Raw genomic sequence first — 16243 nt, 5'->3', positions numbered from 1 at the left:
GGATTAACGATAAAAGTTCTCTTGGGCAACCATCTTCAAGTAATACTGGAGGGAGTCTACGCATTCTATTTTCCTGATAACGTGTTAAAACCAATCATAATGTGAGAGAGATTAGTTTAGAGCGCTGAATTTCGTCTTAAATATCTGTATTGTTTAAACACCGCCCTATAATGGGGGCACCTAATCGTACCTAAAACGCCAATAACAAAGATAAGATTATGAAAAAAATACCACTACTAAGTTACATATTCTTTACTGTGCTGTGCTCTATCATAACTCAAGCGCACGCAGCAATTAAGTCCATTGATGAATTTACTACACAAATGAACCACTTTCCGGGCTACTACTCGTTTTTTTACGATACCCAAAACGGTAAGGTATATTTAAAAGTAGATAAGTTTGAGCAGCCATTTTTACTGCAACAAAGCTTGCCATACGGCATCGGCTCAAACGATATTGGGCTTGATAGAGGTCAGCTTGGTAACACGCACCTTGTAAAATTTGAGCGCTTTGGCGATAAAGTGATGCTGCGTGCTGTAAATACCTACTATCGTGCAAACACCCAAAATAAAGCGGAACAACAAAGTATTAAAGAAGCATTTGCATCAAGCATATTAGCGGGCTTTAAAGTGGTTGCAGAGGATAAAAGTACTGCACTTATTGATTACACGCCTTATTTATTGAGCGATGTACACGGAGTAAGTCGAACATTAGCTGTGCGCAAGCAGGGTAATTTTAACCTTGATGAATCACGAAGTGCAGTTTACATGGCGCGCTCAAAAGCCTTTGTAAAAAACACCGAGCTTGAAGCGGTATTAACGTTTAAAGGAACTAAACCGGGTGAGTTTGTACGTCAAGTTAGCGCAGACCCTTACGCTATTACCGTACATATGCACCATTCACTTATTGAATTACCTGATGATAACTACACTCCCCGTCAGTTTAATCCGCAATCGGGATTTTGGAGTATTGAACATAAAGATTACGCTGCGCCTTTAGGCGAGTCGATGTTTGTCCGTTATATACCGCGTCATCGTTTAGCAAAAAAAGATCCGAGCTTGCCTATTAGCGAGCCAGTTGAACCTATTGTTTATTATTTGGATCCGGGTGTACCCGAGCCGGTTAAAAGCGCCTTACTTGAAGGTGGTAAGTGGTGGAACGATGCATTTAGCGCTGCAGGCTATAAAAATGCGTTTATTGTTAAAGTATTACCAACCAATGTTGACCCGATGGATATTCGTTATAACGTGATTCAATGGGTGCATAGGGCAACACGTGGCTGGTCATACGGAAGCTCGGTTATTGATCCGCGTACCGGTGAAATATTAAAAGGCCATGTAACGCTGGGATCGCTTCGCGTTCGCCAAGATATTTTAATCGCAGAAGCACTTGCTGCTCCTTATCTTAAAGGTGATGAAGTGGCTAAAAACTTACACGCGATGGCGCTTGATCGCATTCGCCAGTTAAGTGCACACGAAATTGGTCATACATTGGGTATTGCCCATAACTTTGCCGCATCAGTTAACGATAGAGCGTCAGTAATGGATTATCCGCACCCATTATTGAGCTTTAATGAACAAGGTAGGCTTGATGTAACTCGTGGCTATGCAACCGGTATGGGCGTATGGGATACCCAAGTAATTAAATACGGTTATAGCGATTTTACTCATCAAGATGAAAGCGCAGAGCTGGCTGAAATTTTAAAAGAGAACAAAGCTAAAGGTTTAGCGTTTATTTCTGATTCTGATGCGCGTGCCAAAGGAGGCGCTCATCCAACGGCTCACTTATGGGATAACGGCGCTAATCCATCAGAAGAGCTTTTACGTGTACTTGACGTTCGTAAAAAGGCGCTCTCGCAGTTTGGTCTTAATAATATTAAGTCGGGTGTTGCGCTATCTCAATTAGAAGAAAAGCTTGTACCACTTTATTTATTTCATCGTTTTCAAGTTGAATCTGCGGTTAAGTTAATTGCCGGCGTACATTACGAATACGAAACCCGCGGTAATGAGCCTGCGCAAGGTGCAAAGGTTGTTGATAAGCAAGTACAACAAGCGGCTGTAAATGCCATTTTAGCCACGCTTACAGCCAGTAACTTAGTCATACCTGAATCGGTATTATCGTTGATTCCGCCAAAAGCATATGGTGAGTCTAAAACACGCGAAAGCATCGTTGGACGTACTGGGTTAACGCTCGATGCAATGGCTTTACCTGAGGTGGCAGTGCAGCATAGTTTATCTTTGTTGTTAAATCCGCAGCGTTTAAACCGTTTAGCGCAACAACAAGCGCGTAATAACCAGTTTTATAGTTTAGATGTGTTACTAAAGCAGTTATATAGCCATGTTTATAATGTGTCGGCGCCCGATACAATGAAAGGCAAAATAACTCAGCGTATTCAGTTTTTAACGGCAAAAACCTTTGCTGATTTAGTGGCAAATAATAATGTAAGTCCAGAGGTACAAGCGCAACTTCGTTATTACTTAGTCAAGTTAAGTGAAGACTTTAATCAAAACACGATGCTGAGTAATACAAGCACCGGCGAAAGCGCATTTAAACAATATTTAGCGATGCATGTTAAACACTTTTTAGCTAATGGAGAGTGGCCTAATAACTTTAAGGTTCTGCCAATCCCGCCAGGTTCTCCTATTTAATTTTTTAAGGGCAAAGGTTGACTCGCCTTAAGCCTTGAACGCTTGTATAAACAGCGCTTCGATAGTATCGAGCGCTGTTTTTTTCTTGCATAAAATTGGTTTTTTGTTAACCTAGCTGCCTTCCACTTTTTGTCTTTTTGAGGTGTTTATGGCGTTTTTATCTCGTGCGATTTTATCGCTGTCCATTGCACTTTCAAGTACAACTGCATTAGCACAAAAGCCCTGCGACGTAGAGCTCAGACATGGTCTAATTATTACCGATGACGTAATACGTATTGTAGATAAAGGCCAAACCCGAGTACAAATTAACAATAATAACCAGCTGTTTATTCGTGGATACTGGGTAGATTTAGGTGACGATGAAAGCAAAGTGCTCGAGCAGTTTAGCCAAGGCATTCGTCAAACAGTGCCTGAGCTTGTTAATTTAGCCACCGATGGTGTTAATTTAGGGCTGAGTGCGATTGAGCAGGTGGTTGAAGGCATGTCGGATAAAGAGCCTGAAGTGCTCAAAACCCAGCTGCAATACGTAGAGCGGGCGTTGATGGATAAGTTTAAACGTGGCGACGACTTTTTTTTTATAGCTCCGCAATCGCTTTCGCAAATAGATGACTTTTTTACAAAAGAAATAAGCCAAAAAATTCACTCGGCGGTTCATGGTTCATTAGGTGCTATTTTAGTGTCTTTAGGGGATGCGTTTAAATCCCGTGAAGGCAATATTGAGGACCGTATTAATGATATGGGTCAACGTATGGATATCATTACTAAAGAAATTGATAAGTCATTACAAAAAAAAGCAGACCAATTAGAACTTAAAGCGTCAGAATATTGCGAATACCTTAATACGTTAGATGTCACCGAATCTCGCTTACAAGCGATTGTACCGGGTATGGCAGACTTTGATTTAGTGCAGATTAAATCGTGAAAAAGTATTGAGTTTCAACTGACCCCGATAAAGTAGACATCAGTCGACTAGTTTAATGACTGACCGCTCTTATAGTTTTATCTCATCTTCGGTTAATAAACGGTATTCGCCTGGGGCTAAGTTTTCATCTAATGTAATACCCGCAATTTGCTCACGGTGTAATTCAACTACTTTGTTATCCACGGCATAAAGCATACGCTTTACCTGGTGGTACTTTCCTTCACTAATTGATAAACGCAAACCGTAATTAGCTAAACGTTCAGCAATGGCGGGGCGAGTCGTGTCTTTTTCGTTATGTAGCATGACGCCTTCGCGTAATTGCGTTAGCGCTTCGTCGGTAATTGGCTCTTGGGTTTCAACTAGGTATGTTTTAAATTTATTACTGCGTGGTGAGGTAATTTTATGTGACCAGTCACCATCGTTAGTGATAATGACTAAGCCTGTTGTGTCTATATCTAACCGGCCTGCTACATGAAAGTCACTCATATTTGGCTCATCAAGTAGGTCAAACACAGTTTTGTGTAAGTCGTCGCTGTTTGCGCACACATAGCCAACAGGCTTATTTAGCATAAAGTAACGTTTACCTAAAAACACTAATGGCTCACCGTTATGTAATACTTCATCGTCTTTTGCTAGCTGAAAATTATGTGCTGTAATCGCCTCACCATTTACGCTTACTTCTTTACGCTTAATACTGGCGCGAGCTTGCGTGCGCGGTATTTCTGCTAAGTGGCTAATAAATTTATCTAAGCGGCAAGGGAATTTCATTTTTGTTCACATTTTTAGTCGGCTACAATGGGCGCGATTATAGCCGATAGTGAAATACCATGACAGTGCACAGCACACTAATTTTAAACCTATATAAGGCTAAAGTAGCCTCAGGTGAGCTGGTGTATGATGCGGCCCAGCAACGTGCGGTTATGGCATTAAGCACCTTAAGCCTACAACTTCAAACACCAGTAAAATGGTGGCAAAAAGCACCAAAAATAAACGGGGTTTATTTGTGTGGGCCAGTGGGACGCGGTAAATCTATGTTAATGGATTTATTTTATAATAATGTGCCTATAGTACAAAAACAGCGCCTGCACTTTCATCACTTTATAGCACATGTTCATAGTCAATTAGCAGACTTACAAGGTCAGGCTAATCCTCTGACATTGATAGCTAAAAAATGGGCTAAAAACATTAAAGTATTATGCTTTGATGAATTTTTTGTCAGCGATATCGGCGATGCCATGATTATGGCAAGGTTGTTTAAGGCCTTGTTTGACCAAGGTGTAGTGCTGGTGGCTACCTCTAATGCAAAGCCAGAGCAGCTTTATAGCAACGGCCTGCAACGCGCAAGATTTTTACCTACAATCGATTTAATTAACGATCACTGCCACATAGTTAGTGTGGCCGGGCAGGAAGATCACCGTTTCAGATACGGTAAAAACAACTGCCATTACTTTGTTAATTTACCCAATGATGAGTTTAATAAACTGTTTACTAAGCAGTACCCTCAAGCGACTAAAAATCAAAGCTTACAGGTGCACTCGCGCGCTTTGCCATATTTATTTAAAGCGAAGAATGCGCTGATGATTGATTTTATGGCGCTGTGCTCTGGCCCTAGAAGCGCTCACGATTATATGTTTTTAGCCAAAGAGTTTGATGTTTTGTATATAGCAAACGTGCCTAAAATGGGGGTAGGGGCTACGGGTAAGGTAATAGTGCACGGGATTGAAGATAGCTATCAACGAGAAAAACAAACGCTTGATGAGCACTATTTAGATGACGAAGCACGGCGTTTTATTGCATTGGTTGATGAGTTTTACGATTGCCACAAGCTGTTAGTAATTAATGCACAGGCGCAGATTGAAACGCTTTATGAGGGTAAAAAATTAAGCTTTGAATATGCGCGAACACAGTCGCGGATAGTCGAAATGCAAAATTGGTAAAATAAACGCGCTTAACGGTTTATGGCTAAGCGCAAATTTAATTATTTTACTTGCTGTAGCCATTTGGGTTGTTTGACTGCCAGCGCCATGTATCTTCCATCATGGCATCAATTCCTCGTACCGCTTCCCAACCTAGCTCATTTAGGGCTTTTTCAGGTGCCGCGTAACAGGCCGCAATATCGCCCGGGCGACGAGGTGATACTTGATAAGGCACGGCTTGGTTGCTTGCTTTAATAAATGCATTAACCATTTGCAGAACAGAATAACCATTACCAGTGCCCAGGTTATAGATAAGTGCACCTTTATTTTTAGCAATTTTATCTAGCGCTTTTAAGTGGCCAATAGCTAAATCTACCACGTGAATGTAGTCGCGTACGCCTGTGCCATCAACTGTGTCGTAGTCATCACCAAATACAGCGAGTTGCTTTAATTTACCTACGGCAACTTGGGCAATAAATGGTAGTAAGTTATTAGGGATACCGTTAGGGTCTTCGCCAATCAAGCCTGATTCATGTGCACCAACAGGATTAAAGTAACGCAAAATAGCAAACGCAAAGCGCTCGTCAGATTTAGCGATATCTTGCAGCATCATTTCAACCATTAACTTTGATGTGCCGTATGGGTTAGTTGTGCCACCGACGGGGAAGTCTTCTTTAATAGGTAAACTGGCAGGATCGCCATAAACGGTGGCCGATGAGCTAAATACTAATTTAAACACGCCAGCATCACGCATTGCATCTACGAGCGTTAGCGTACCTTGTACGTTGTTTTGATAGTACTCAACAGGTTTAGCAACAGACTCGCCAACCGACTTTAAACCAGCAAAGTGAATAACGCTATCTATGGTGTGTTTAGCAAATATTGAGTCTAAAAACGCTTTATCAAGAATATCACCTTGATAAAAGGTTGCCTCTTTACCCGTAATTTTTTTAACGCGAGCCAGAGACTCTTGCGATGAGTTTGCTAAATTATCTATAACAACAACATCACTTCCTTGTTGCAAAAGTTCTAAAACGGTATGCGAGCCAATATAGCCTGCGCCACCGGTAACTAAAATAGTCATGAAAGCTCCGTGGGGGTCTTTATTCAATTGTTTTAATTTCAACACAAAATGACATGTTTTACATGCTTTATATTTAATTTTTAGTTTTCACAGAGGATGTTTTAACGTAGTTTTAAAAGGTACATTCGATTACATTTTGTTCGTTTATATTTACATTTAACATCTATGATTAAGTTATAGTTAATATATACCTGTTAAAGTTATTTAATTAAAGTGAGCAATAGAGTGACGCCATATACATTGTGTTATGGATTACTTTTATGGAGATAGCGATGAACTCAGTAACAAAAATTTCGATGGCACTGTGTGTTGCATTGCCACTGTTTGCACATGCTGGTGAGTCTGCAGTTAAGTGGCATGATTTTAAAGACTATCGCGATGTGCGTGCATCAAACCAAGCTAAAGCGTCATACCATAAGCAAATTGCTAAGCAGTTTGAAAAGCACTTTGAAAAGCTTGCTGAACAATTGCCAAAAGATTATAAGCTGAATGTTGAAATTACAGATGTTGATTTAGCTGGCGATGTGCGTTTTAGTGGCACAAGTGAAATTCGTGTGGTTGAGCCTATTTTTTTCCCACGTATCAATCTGAATTATTCGTTAGTTGATAAAGAAGGAATTGTAATAAGTGAAGCAAATGATGTTGAACTTAAAGACATGGGATTTATGGATAGAATCAGAAGAGGAAGAGATGAGTCTTTCGATCATGAAAAACGCTTAATTACCCAGTGGTTCGGCGAGCAAATTTTAACAAGTATTGATTAAGTTATCTTGCCGCTTAATCGCGGCAAGTAATTAACTCTGATTACTTAAACGTGGCAAGTAAAGTAAGTAACTGTTGTAATTTAATGACGGTAGTTTTTAACTTTTCTTCGTTAAAGCCATCGTTTGATAAGCTTTCTACATCGGCTGCAACGTCTAGTACATAGGGTTTGAAACGCTTTGCTTCAAAGTCGAACCCAGCGTCTTTTCCAAATAAGGCTTTAAATTTACCATGGCCTTGTTGTTGTAGTTCATCTAATTTTTTGTCGGCATCAAGTGCCTGACGATAAACAATTTTTAAGTTAGCGTTGAGTTGTTCAATTATAGAATCCATGGTTTGTCCTAAAGCTTTGTACTGCATGGCCGATATAATACGTGGATTACATTTAAAAGTCAGGTTAGTAATATGAATATATCAGGTTCAAGTTTACCCGTTATGTCAGGGGCTAGCGAAAGTGGTGAAGTTTACAGCGCTTCTTTAGCTAAAAAACAGCAACAGGCAGACGGTGCAGCGGCACTTGCACTAATTGAAGGTGCTGCGCAATCGTCAAGTGCGCAAACACCGACTAAATCGGTGACTGCAACACTTGGTAATAACATAAACGTATACGTTTAAATGTTGCTCTAAACGAGTTTGAGGTCGATAGGGGTTTTACTTTTTTGACCGCCTATTTCTCTTACTAGTTTAGGGACTAAAAATCCGGGCAGAGCTTTTAATAGCTCTGCCATTATTTTTATCGCATGCTGTTCGTTAATATCAAAGTGGCTTGCGCCTTCAACCTTATCTAGTAAATATAAATAATAGGGCAGTACGTCGGCATCAAATAACGCCTCGCTTAAGTTTATTTGTGCATCAACGGTATCGTTCACATCTTTTAAAATAACCGCTTGGTTCAATAGCATAACGCCTGCATGTTTTAGCTTTTGCATGACGGCTTTAAACTCGTTATCTATTTCGTTGGCGTGATTAATATGGTTAATAAATACAATTTTTAGCGGTGATTGCTTTAGCCTCGCGCATAACTCATCGGTAATACGCGCAGGTATAACAACAGGTAAACGGCTATGTATTCGCATACGTTTTATTTGTGGTAACTGTTCAAGCTCATCTAAAAACCAGCTAATGGCATCGTCTTTGGCCATAAGCGGGTCGCCACCACTTAAAATCACTTCGTTTATGTTGGTATCTGATTTTATATAACTCAGTGCGTCAAGCAGGCTTTTTTTATTGAGTTGGTTTTCTTGATACGGAAAGTGACGTCTAAAACAATAACGACAATTTACCGCGCAACCGGTTTTAAACATAATTAAAACACGTGATTTATACTTATGTAAAATCCCAGGTTGGGAGTTGTCTTGCTCAAGCAAAGGATCTTTATTAAAACCCGATTTAGTTAAAAACTCTTGGTGGCGCGGCATAACTTGTAGCAATAAAGGGTCGTTTGCATCACCTTTGCGCATTTTTTTTATAAAAGGCACTGGCACCCGTACAGGAAACAAACTGCGAGCTTTTAGGTCGTTTTCATGGGCTTGGCTCGATAAACCAACCATTTCAAGCAAGGTTTTTGGACAGGTAACTACATTTGCTAATTCTTTTTGCCAGTTTTTATGCAAATTTGCTTCATTTCTTTGTATCATTGGCACGTAGATTACTCGAAAAAATTAAAATAGAGGAAACGATGGCGAATTATAGCACCAACGAGTTCAAGGGCGGCCTAAAAATTATGATGGACGGCGAGCCTTGCAGTATCTTAGAAAATGAAATGGTAAAACCAGGTAAAGGCCAAGCGTTTAACCGTGTTCGTATCCGTAAGCTTATTTCTGGCAAGGTACTTGAAAAAACCTTTAAATCAGGTGAATCTGTTGAAGGTGCTGATGTAATGGATACGGACCTAGCGTACCTATACACAGACGGTGAGTTTTGGCATTTCATGAACAACGAAACATTTGAGCAAATTGCCGCTGACGAAAAGGCATTAGGCGATGCAGGCAAATGGTTAGTTGAAAACGATGTGTGTACTATCACACTATGGAACGGCAACCCAATTGCAGTTACTCCACCAAACTTTGTAGAGCTTGAGATCACTGAAACAGATCCTGGCCTTAAAGGTGATACAGCGGGCACAGGTGGTAAACCAGCAACGCTTAGTACGGGTGCAGTAGTACGCGTTCCATTATTCGTACAAATTGGCGAAGTAATTAAAGTAGACACCCGCAGCGGTGAATACGTAGGCCGTGTTAAGTAATATTTAATGCAGCTTAATAATACCAACCCACTTAATTAAGGGGAGGTATAAATCCCAGCCCAAGCTGGGATTTTTTTTGGAGAAAATATGTCAGTAACATCTTGGGCGCCCAGCGCAGATATAAAAACATTAAAGCAACGCGCAGATATTTTACGCACTATTCGTGAGTTTTTTCACGTGCGAAATGTAATGGAAGTAGAAACACCAAGCTTAAGTGCAGCCAGTGTCACTGACATTCACTTAGCAAGCTTTAGTACTTCATTTGTAGGCCCAGGGCACGCTGGTGGTTTGCCGCTTTATTTACAAACATCACCCGAGTTTGCAATGAAACGCTTGTTAGCGGCCGGTTCAGGCGCTATTTTTCAGCTTTGTAAAGCCTTTAGAAATGAAGAAGCCGGTAGTCATCATAATCCTGAGTTCACAATGCTTGAGTGGTATCGCCCGGGTTTTGACGAATTTGCATTGATGAATGAAATGGATGAGTTAATTCAATGCATTCTTGGTGTTGAATCAGCAACGCGTATAACTTATCAAGATGTGTTTACACAAGTATTAGGCTTAGATCCATTAACAGCATCTTTAGAGCAACTAAAAGCACTTGCCTGCGAACATGGATTTGCTGATATAGCCAAAAACGAAACAAAAAAAGATACCTTATTGCAGCTGTTATTTTGTATGAAAGTAGAGCCAACTATTGGGCAAACTAAGCCGTGTTTTGTGTATCACTTTCCGGCATCGCAAGCGGCACTGGCACAGATTTGTGAGCACGATAATCGGGTAGCAGGGCGCTTTGAGCTTTATTATAAAAATATGGAGCTAGCGAATGGTTTTAACGAGCTAACTAATGCTAAAGAGCAAGCAAAACGCTTTGATGAAGATAACGCTTATCGCGCAGAGAATGGCTTAAACCACGTACCTATGGATACCCGTTTAATAGGCGCACTTGAGCACGGACTGCCAAAGTGTGCAGGCGTTGCAATGGGAATAGACAGGCTAGTAATGCTCGCAACAAACAAAGACAAAATTAAAGACGTAATAGCATTTGATGTAGATAGGGCTTAGAAAAGTTATTAGTTTTCAGATAAAAAAACACCGCGCTTTAATTAAACGCGGTGTTTTCTAATCTTTAACTGACAACTGACAACTGACAACTTTATTTTACAGCTCTAGCGTAAATGTTACGCCCGCTACACGTGGTTCACCTAATTGTGTGTAGGTATGCGTCTCATAGCCATCAAGTGGGTCGTTACCAAACTCAAAGCCACGCGTTGGCACAGCTTCGTCAAACACGTTGCGTGCCCATGCGCGTACTGACCACATATCAGCTTCGTAGCCAAGGCTTAAATTAACTAAGTTGCTGTTAGGCGCTTTTGAGTTATGGCTATCTGAGAAGTAGTAATCATCTTTCCCCTCAATACCCACCATGGCATAAAAAGCATTGGTAAAGTTATAGCGTGCAGTGAATGCGTATTGGTATTTAGGCGATTGCGCTTGCTCACGTCCATCTTGGTTTAAACCAGATTGCGTTACAAAGTCATCTATTTCTGTGTCTAAATAACCAGCGCTACCGGTTAATAATAGGTTGTCGGTGAGTCGGTAGTTACCTTCAATTTCAAGGCCGTAGTTACTACCAGAGCTTGCGTTATCAACGTAGCCTGTAAACTGCTGGCCTTCAACTTGCCATGCTTTTAATTGAATGTCGTCGCGGTGCATATAAAATGCCGCTAAGCGAAGCGTTAAAGCGTCATCGAGTGATGATCCTTTAACACCAAATTCACCGCTCCATAAATATTCGGGATCGAAGCTGGTGTGCTGTTGAAAAAAGTTAGCGTCTAGGTTTAAGCCTTCATCTTTTGCTTTTGCAAGCGCTTCTGAGTTAATACCACCGGCTTTGTAACCTCGGGTAATACTTGCGTAGATCATAGTGCGATCTATTACTTGATACTCAAGCGCGACTTTACCACCGAGCATAACATCGTCGGTTTCTTGTATAAACCCGTTACTGTCGGTGTAATCACCTTGGTATTGCTCAACACGTAGGCCTGTTATTAAGGTGGTTTTTGGGCCAATAGGGGTTGCTACTTGGCCATACAATGCAATATTGCTGGTTTCATAAGTAGAGGAAAACGGGCTTGCAAGCCATGTGTATTGGCGCTCTAAATCAACATCGCGGTTTTGATAATAAAGACCTGCAACCCAGTTACCGGTTTTATCGTTAAACTGTAAGTTAGCTGATTGATCATCGCGATCGCGATTGTAAATATCAGTAGAGCTGTAACCCCAAGGGTGTAGGCCTGCAGCACAAAGTTGCGGCTCGTTAACATCATTACATACCCAGTCTTCATCGTAGCTGTAAAGTAACTCGCTATCAATTGCTGAAACATTAAGGCTTACATCAAATTTATCGAAACCCGTGTAAGTGTTAGCAATACCTACCGCGTAACTTTTTTGGTTATCTTGACCTGGTTCATCCGCAACGCTGTCGCGGCTGTTGTCGAGCGTAAAGGCATCGTAACCATTGTTTATATCAATATAATGAAAATTTAACTCAGTGTTTAGGTTTTCAGTAAGCTGAGAGTTTAATTTAAAGCGTGCAACTTGCTCGTCTTGATTTTGTGTTGATTCGTTCAAGTATAAGTTGTCTACGTAGCCGTCAGATTTTCTGCGAAAGTAACTTACACGAGCCGTTGTGTCGTCGGTCAAACCAGTGCTTGCTGCAAGGCCAGCTTCATGGCTGTTGTATGTGCCAGCACCTAAGTGAAGTTTTAAACTCGGAGCGCTAGTTGCTTTAGCCGATTGCATTTGAATCATACCGGCCATGCCGTCTGCACCAAAACGTGTCCCTTGTGGTCCGCGGTAAATTTCTACTTGGTCAATATCAAATAGTAACGAGCTGCCACCAAGGCCAGAGTAGTTTATGCCGTCAATAACTAAACCAACCGAAGGATTAATTGGATCAACAAATTGAGAACGTAAACCCACGCCACGAATTTGTATAAAACGTCCACGCGACGCCCCTGCAGTAAAGTTTACGTTAGCGGCACTACCTAATATTTCGTCTAAGTAACTTGCACCACGTAGGCTTATTTCTTCTTCGCTGAGTAAGCTTGCACTGGCGCTCAAAGTTTGAATGGTTTCGCGTTGAAAGTCACCGGTAACTACAATTTTTTCTATGTCGCTATCATCAGCATTTGCTGAAAAAGAGGCGCTTAATAGCGGCAAAATTGCAGCGGTGATTAAAGACAAACGTAAGTTCATTTTGTTACTTAACTCCATTTTATGGGCTTATGCTGGGGCCTGTTGACCTTTGTAATATTCGTCTTAAAAGACAAGCTGACCCTAGTAATTATTTTTATACCTGTGTTATAACGCAGCGATTATACGTAAAAAAACTAGGATTACTAATATGACTTTTAAAGTTGATTTTAAAGTACGTCATTACGAATGCGATTTACAAGGGATCGTTAATAACAGTGTTTATTTTAATTATTTAGAACATGCTCGCCATGAATTCCTATTTGCAAACGGGGTTGACTTTGCATTATTGGCTAAGCAAAAAGTTAATTTAGTTGTGATTCGTAGTGAAGTTGACTACAAGTATTCATTGGTGCCTGAGGATGAGTTTTATGTGTCTGTGGAGCCTGTTCGTATAAGTCGTTTAAAGTTTGCGTTTGAGCAAACTATTGTACGTAAACACGATCAGCAAGTGATGCTCAAAGCAAAAGTAATAGGTACTGCCGTTAACGAAAAAGGGCGTCCTTTTCTTCCCCCCGAAATGCAAACACTATTCATAAACCCTGATTTAGACTAATTCATATTCCATATATAACGTTTTATGAACAAAAAATTACATTTAAAACATACAAATTTAACGGATAAATCGCATAAATATTGTTATTATGACATTAATTAGACAATGAGTTAGTAGCAGTATGAAATTAGCAGCAATACCGATGCTTGTAATCGGTTTATGTGTTGGTTGCGCATCAACAGGGACCGTTACCAGTGAGCAGCTAAAGTACACACAATGGCAATTATCAACAATTGATGATGTAGCCTTAGAGGAACAATACACGGCTTCCGTTGGCTTTATTGAAGCACTTCAAGTAAATGGATTTGCAGGGTGTAACCGATTTTTTGGTGAGGGTGAACTTAAAGAAAGTAGCCTGAGTGTGCAAAAAGTTGGAATGACCCGAAAATCTTGCGGCGAAAAAACAGATAAGTTTGAACAGCAGTTTTTAAAAACGTTAAAGCAAGGTGCAACGCTTAGCATGCAAGGTCAAAAATTAGTTATGCAAGGCGAGCAAAAGTTTGTATTTGTTGCTAAATAAATTTTAGCGTTTAAAAAAATGACCCCTTGCGGGTCTTTTTTAACTGGCGTACACTCAACGCAGATTTAATAAGATTGTTTATTAAATCAACGAACAATTTATATACTTGTCGGAGTGCCTAAGTATGTTGCTTAGGCTGAGATCGCGAAAGCGGGATCCGTGAACCTGATCAGGTTAATACCTGCGTAGGGAACAAGCTGCCTTAAACGGGACGCTTGTGCGTCTTTTTTTATGCGTACAATAAAGCCACTCCTCGTTTTATAGGCCGCAAAGTGGCACGAAGCTACTTTACGATCTTTCTCTATTCCTTTGGAATATCTGGCAAGACAACCCTTTAGTTATGAGGTAAGTCATGTCAAACACTACAAATAAATCATCGCGTCGCGAAACGCGCGCAGCTGCATCTGAATACATTTATAATTTAACAGGGCAGCCATTTCCAAATTCTCAGAAAGTGTACGTTGAAGGCAGCCAATCAGGCGTGCGTGTGGGTATGCGCGAAATTACACTTAGTGATACGTTTATTGGTGGCACCGACGAAAATCCGGTGTATGAACCTAATGAGCCGCTTCGTGTTTACGATACATCGGGTCCTTACACCGATCCAAATTTTGAATTAGATGTACGTAAAGGATTACCAAAATTTCGTGAGCAATGGATTGAAGGGCGCAACGATACAGAAGTACTCGACTCAGTCACCTCACAGTTTGCCCAGCAGCGCATGGCTGATGACGGATTGGATCATATTCGATTTGAACACTTACCAAAAATTCGCCGTGGTAAAGCGGGCAAAAATGTAACCCAAATGCATTACGCTCGCCAGGGGATTGTAACACCAGAAATGGAGTACGTAGCTGTACGCGAAAATATGGGCCGTGCAAAAATTCGTGAAGAATTATTAGCTGCGCAGCACAAAGGCGAATCGTTTGGTGCGAGCATTCCCGACTTTATAACCCCTGAATTTGTACGTGATGAAATAGCACGTGGTCGCGCAATTTTACCTAACAACATCAACCACCCAGAAACAGAGCCGATGATCGTTGGCCGTAACTTTTTAGTTAAAGTTAATGCTAATATTGGTAACTCATCGGTCACCTCATCTATTGAAGAAGAAGTAGAAAAAATGGTGTGGTCAACTCGTTGGGGCGCCGATACCGTAATGGATTTATCAACTGGGCGTTACATTCATGAAACGCGTGAGTGGGTAGTGCGCAACTCGCCTGTACCCATTGGCACAGTGCCCATTTATCAGGCCCTTGAAAAAGTAAACGGTGTTGCTGAAGACTTAACGTGGGAGATATTTCGCGATACGTTAATTGAACAAGCAGAGCAGGGTGTCGACTACTTTACTATTCATGCCGGTGTGCTTTTACGCTACGTCCCTATGACGGCAAAACGTGTTACAGGTATTGTATCGCGCGGTGGTTCTATTATGGCCAAGTGGTGTTTAGCGCACCATAAAGAGAACTTCCTATACACCCACTTTGAAGATATTTGTGAAATTTTAAAACAATACGATGTGTGTTTTTCATTAGGCGATGGCCTTCGTCCAGGTTCTATTGCTGATGCCAACGATGAGGCGCAATTTAGTGAGTTACGCACCTTAGGTGAGCTGACTAAAATTGCATGGAAGCACGACGTACAAGTATTTATTGAGGGTCCAGGGCATGTGCCAATGCATATGATCAAAGCTAATATGGATGAGCAATTAAAACACTGCGACGAAGCGCCTTTTTATACTCTTGGTCCACTAACAACCGATATTGCACCAGGGTACGATCACATAACATCGGGTATAGGTGCTGCACAAATAGCGTGGTACGGCTGTGCCATGTTGTGTTACGTAACCCCTAAAGAGCATTTAGGCTTGCCTAATAAAGAAGATGTTAAAGAAGGTTTAATTACTTACAAAATTGCAGCGCATGCCGCCGATTTAGCTAAAGGCCACCCAGGCGCGCAAGAGCGCGATAATGCCTTATCAAAGGCACGCTTTGAATTTAGATGGCACGACCAATTTAACATTGGTTTAGACCCTGAGCGTGCCCGCGAATACCACGACGAAACACTGCCACAAGAGTCGGGCAAAGTCGCTCACTTTTGTTCTATGTGTGGCCCAAAATTTTGTTCGATGAAAATTAGCCAAGAAGTGCGTGATTACGCTAACGATCTAGAAGAGCGCGGTATTGATCCTAATAACGCGGGTGAGGCTATTGAAATTAAAATGATTGATGTAGAAGCGCAAATGAAAGCTAAATCAGAGGAATTTAAACAAACAGGCTCTGAAATTTACCACAAAGCAATATAAATCGGCTTTAGGCTGCGGATATCGAGTTGC

At 41.1% G+C, this 16243-nt stretch carries 15 protein-coding genes and 1 riboswitch; of the genes, 10 read left to right on the top strand and 5 right to left on the bottom strand.

What is annotated here, in order from left to right; genetic code table 11:
- Window positions 1–218 precede the first annotated feature (218 nt).
- Both ATS71_RS01950 and ATS71_RS01945 read left to right on the top strand, forming a co-directional pair.
- A complete protein-coding gene (locus tag ATS71_RS01950; protein ID WP_058403285.1) occupies window positions 219–2648 on the top strand; it encodes a zinc-dependent metalloprotease in 2430 nt (809 codons plus the stop codon).
- 148 nt (window positions 2649–2796) lie between these two features.
- A complete protein-coding gene (locus ATS71_RS01945; RefSeq protein WP_058403284.1) occupies window positions 2797–3570 on the top strand; it encodes a YggN family protein in 774 nt (257 codons plus the stop codon).
- Between the two features lie 69 nt (window positions 3571–3639).
- On the opposite strand, the gene rsuA is transcribed toward ATS71_RS01945, so the two are convergent.
- Window positions 3640–4338, bottom strand: a complete 699-nt coding sequence (gene rsuA, locus ATS71_RS01940) for a 16S rRNA pseudouridine(516) synthase RsuA (protein WP_058403283.1) — start codon at window positions 4336–4338, stop codon at window positions 3640–3642.
- A gap of 59 nt (window positions 4339–4397) precedes the next feature.
- Here rsuA and zapE point away from each other — a divergent pair, with 59 nt between their 5' ends.
- Window positions 4398–5507: a cell division protein ZapE gene (gene zapE / locus ATS71_RS01935; protein WP_058403282.1), complete on the top strand. Its 1110-nt coding sequence runs from the start codon at window positions 4398–4400 to the stop codon at window positions 5505–5507.
- Window positions 5508–5553: 46 nt separating this feature from the next.
- Here the strand turns inward: zapE and galE are convergent, their stop codons facing one another.
- Window positions 5554–6570 (bottom strand): UDP-glucose 4-epimerase GalE, encoded by a 1017-nt coding sequence (gene galE, locus ATS71_RS01930; protein WP_058403281.1) that lies wholly within the window; start codon window positions 6568–6570, stop codon window positions 5554–5556.
- Between the two features lie 272 nt (window positions 6571–6842).
- Between galE and ATS71_RS01925 the strand changes: the two genes are divergently transcribed.
- Window positions 6843–7334 carry a DUF3016 domain-containing protein gene (locus ATS71_RS01925; RefSeq protein ID WP_058403280.1) on the top strand — a complete coding sequence of 164 codons (492 nt, stop codon included), beginning with the start codon at window positions 6843–6845 and terminating at the stop codon, window positions 7332–7334.
- Between the two features lie 40 nt (window positions 7335–7374).
- Here the strand turns inward: ATS71_RS01925 and ATS71_RS01920 are convergent, their stop codons facing one another.
- Window positions 7375–7665: a hypothetical protein gene (locus ATS71_RS01920; RefSeq protein WP_010555634.1), complete on the bottom strand. Its 291-nt coding sequence runs from the start codon at window positions 7663–7665 to the stop codon at window positions 7375–7377.
- Between the two features lie 72 nt (window positions 7666–7737).
- On the opposite strand from ATS71_RS01920, the gene ATS71_RS01915 reads away from it, so the two are divergent.
- A complete protein-coding gene (locus ATS71_RS01915) occupies window positions 7738–7947 on the top strand; it encodes a hypothetical protein (protein WP_058403279.1) in 210 nt (69 codons plus the stop codon).
- Window positions 7948–7955: 8 nt separating this feature from the next.
- Here the strand turns inward: ATS71_RS01915 and epmB are convergent, their stop codons facing one another.
- The gene (epmB, locus tag ATS71_RS01910; protein ID WP_058403338.1) at window positions 7956–8969 is read right to left on the bottom strand and encodes an EF-P beta-lysylation protein EpmB; all 1014 of its coding nucleotides are present in this window, start codon (window positions 8967–8969) and stop codon (window positions 7956–7958) included.
- A gap of 41 nt (window positions 8970–9010) precedes the next feature.
- Between epmB and efp the strand changes: the two genes are divergently transcribed.
- Both efp and epmA read left to right on the top strand, forming a co-directional pair.
- The gene (gene efp, locus ATS71_RS01905) at window positions 9011–9577 is read left to right on the top strand and encodes an elongation factor P (protein ID WP_058403278.1); all 567 of its coding nucleotides are present in this window, start codon (window positions 9011–9013) and stop codon (window positions 9575–9577) included.
- Window positions 9578–9664: 87 nt separating this feature from the next.
- Entirely contained in the window at window positions 9665–10639 is a 975-nt protein-coding gene (gene epmA, locus ATS71_RS01900; protein ID WP_058403277.1) for an elongation factor P--(R)-beta-lysine ligase, read from the top strand.
- A gap of 96 nt (window positions 10640–10735) precedes the next feature.
- On the opposite strand, the gene ATS71_RS01895 is transcribed toward epmA, so the two are convergent.
- On the bottom strand, window positions 10736–12853 hold the full coding sequence (locus ATS71_RS01895; RefSeq protein ID WP_235591396.1) for a TonB-dependent receptor: 2118 nt from the start codon (window positions 12851–12853) through the stop codon (window positions 10736–10738).
- A 130-nt stretch (window positions 12854–12983) separates the two neighbouring features.
- Here ATS71_RS01895 and ATS71_RS01890 point away from each other — a divergent pair, with 130 nt between their 5' ends.
- The 3 genes from ATS71_RS01890 to thiC all read left to right on the top strand — a co-directional run bounded on the left by ATS71_RS01890 (window position 12984) and on the right by thiC (window position 16213).
- Window positions 12984–13388 (top strand): acyl-CoA thioesterase, encoded by a 405-nt coding sequence (locus tag ATS71_RS01890; RefSeq protein ID WP_058403276.1) that lies wholly within the window; start codon window positions 12984–12986, stop codon window positions 13386–13388.
- Between the two features lie 121 nt (window positions 13389–13509).
- Window positions 13510–13908: an META domain-containing protein gene (locus tag ATS71_RS01885; RefSeq protein ID WP_082653578.1), complete on the top strand. Its 399-nt coding sequence runs from the start codon at window positions 13510–13512 to the stop codon at window positions 13906–13908.
- Between the two features lie 100 nt (window positions 13909–14008).
- Window positions 14009–14117: riboswitch (TPP riboswitch) on the top strand.
- Between the two features lie 143 nt (window positions 14118–14260).
- Window positions 14261–16213: a phosphomethylpyrimidine synthase ThiC gene (gene thiC / locus ATS71_RS01880; protein WP_058403275.1), complete on the top strand. Its 1953-nt coding sequence runs from the start codon at window positions 14261–14263 to the stop codon at window positions 16211–16213.
- The last annotated feature ends 30 nt before the right edge of the window (window positions 16214–16243 follow it).

Origin of the sequence: Pseudoalteromonas sp. H71 (assembly GCF_001468485.1) — a bacterium.
Lineage (GTDB): Bacteria > Pseudomonadota > Gammaproteobacteria > Enterobacterales > Alteromonadaceae > Pseudoalteromonas.
This window is presented reverse-complemented; position numbering and strand designations above follow the sequence as displayed.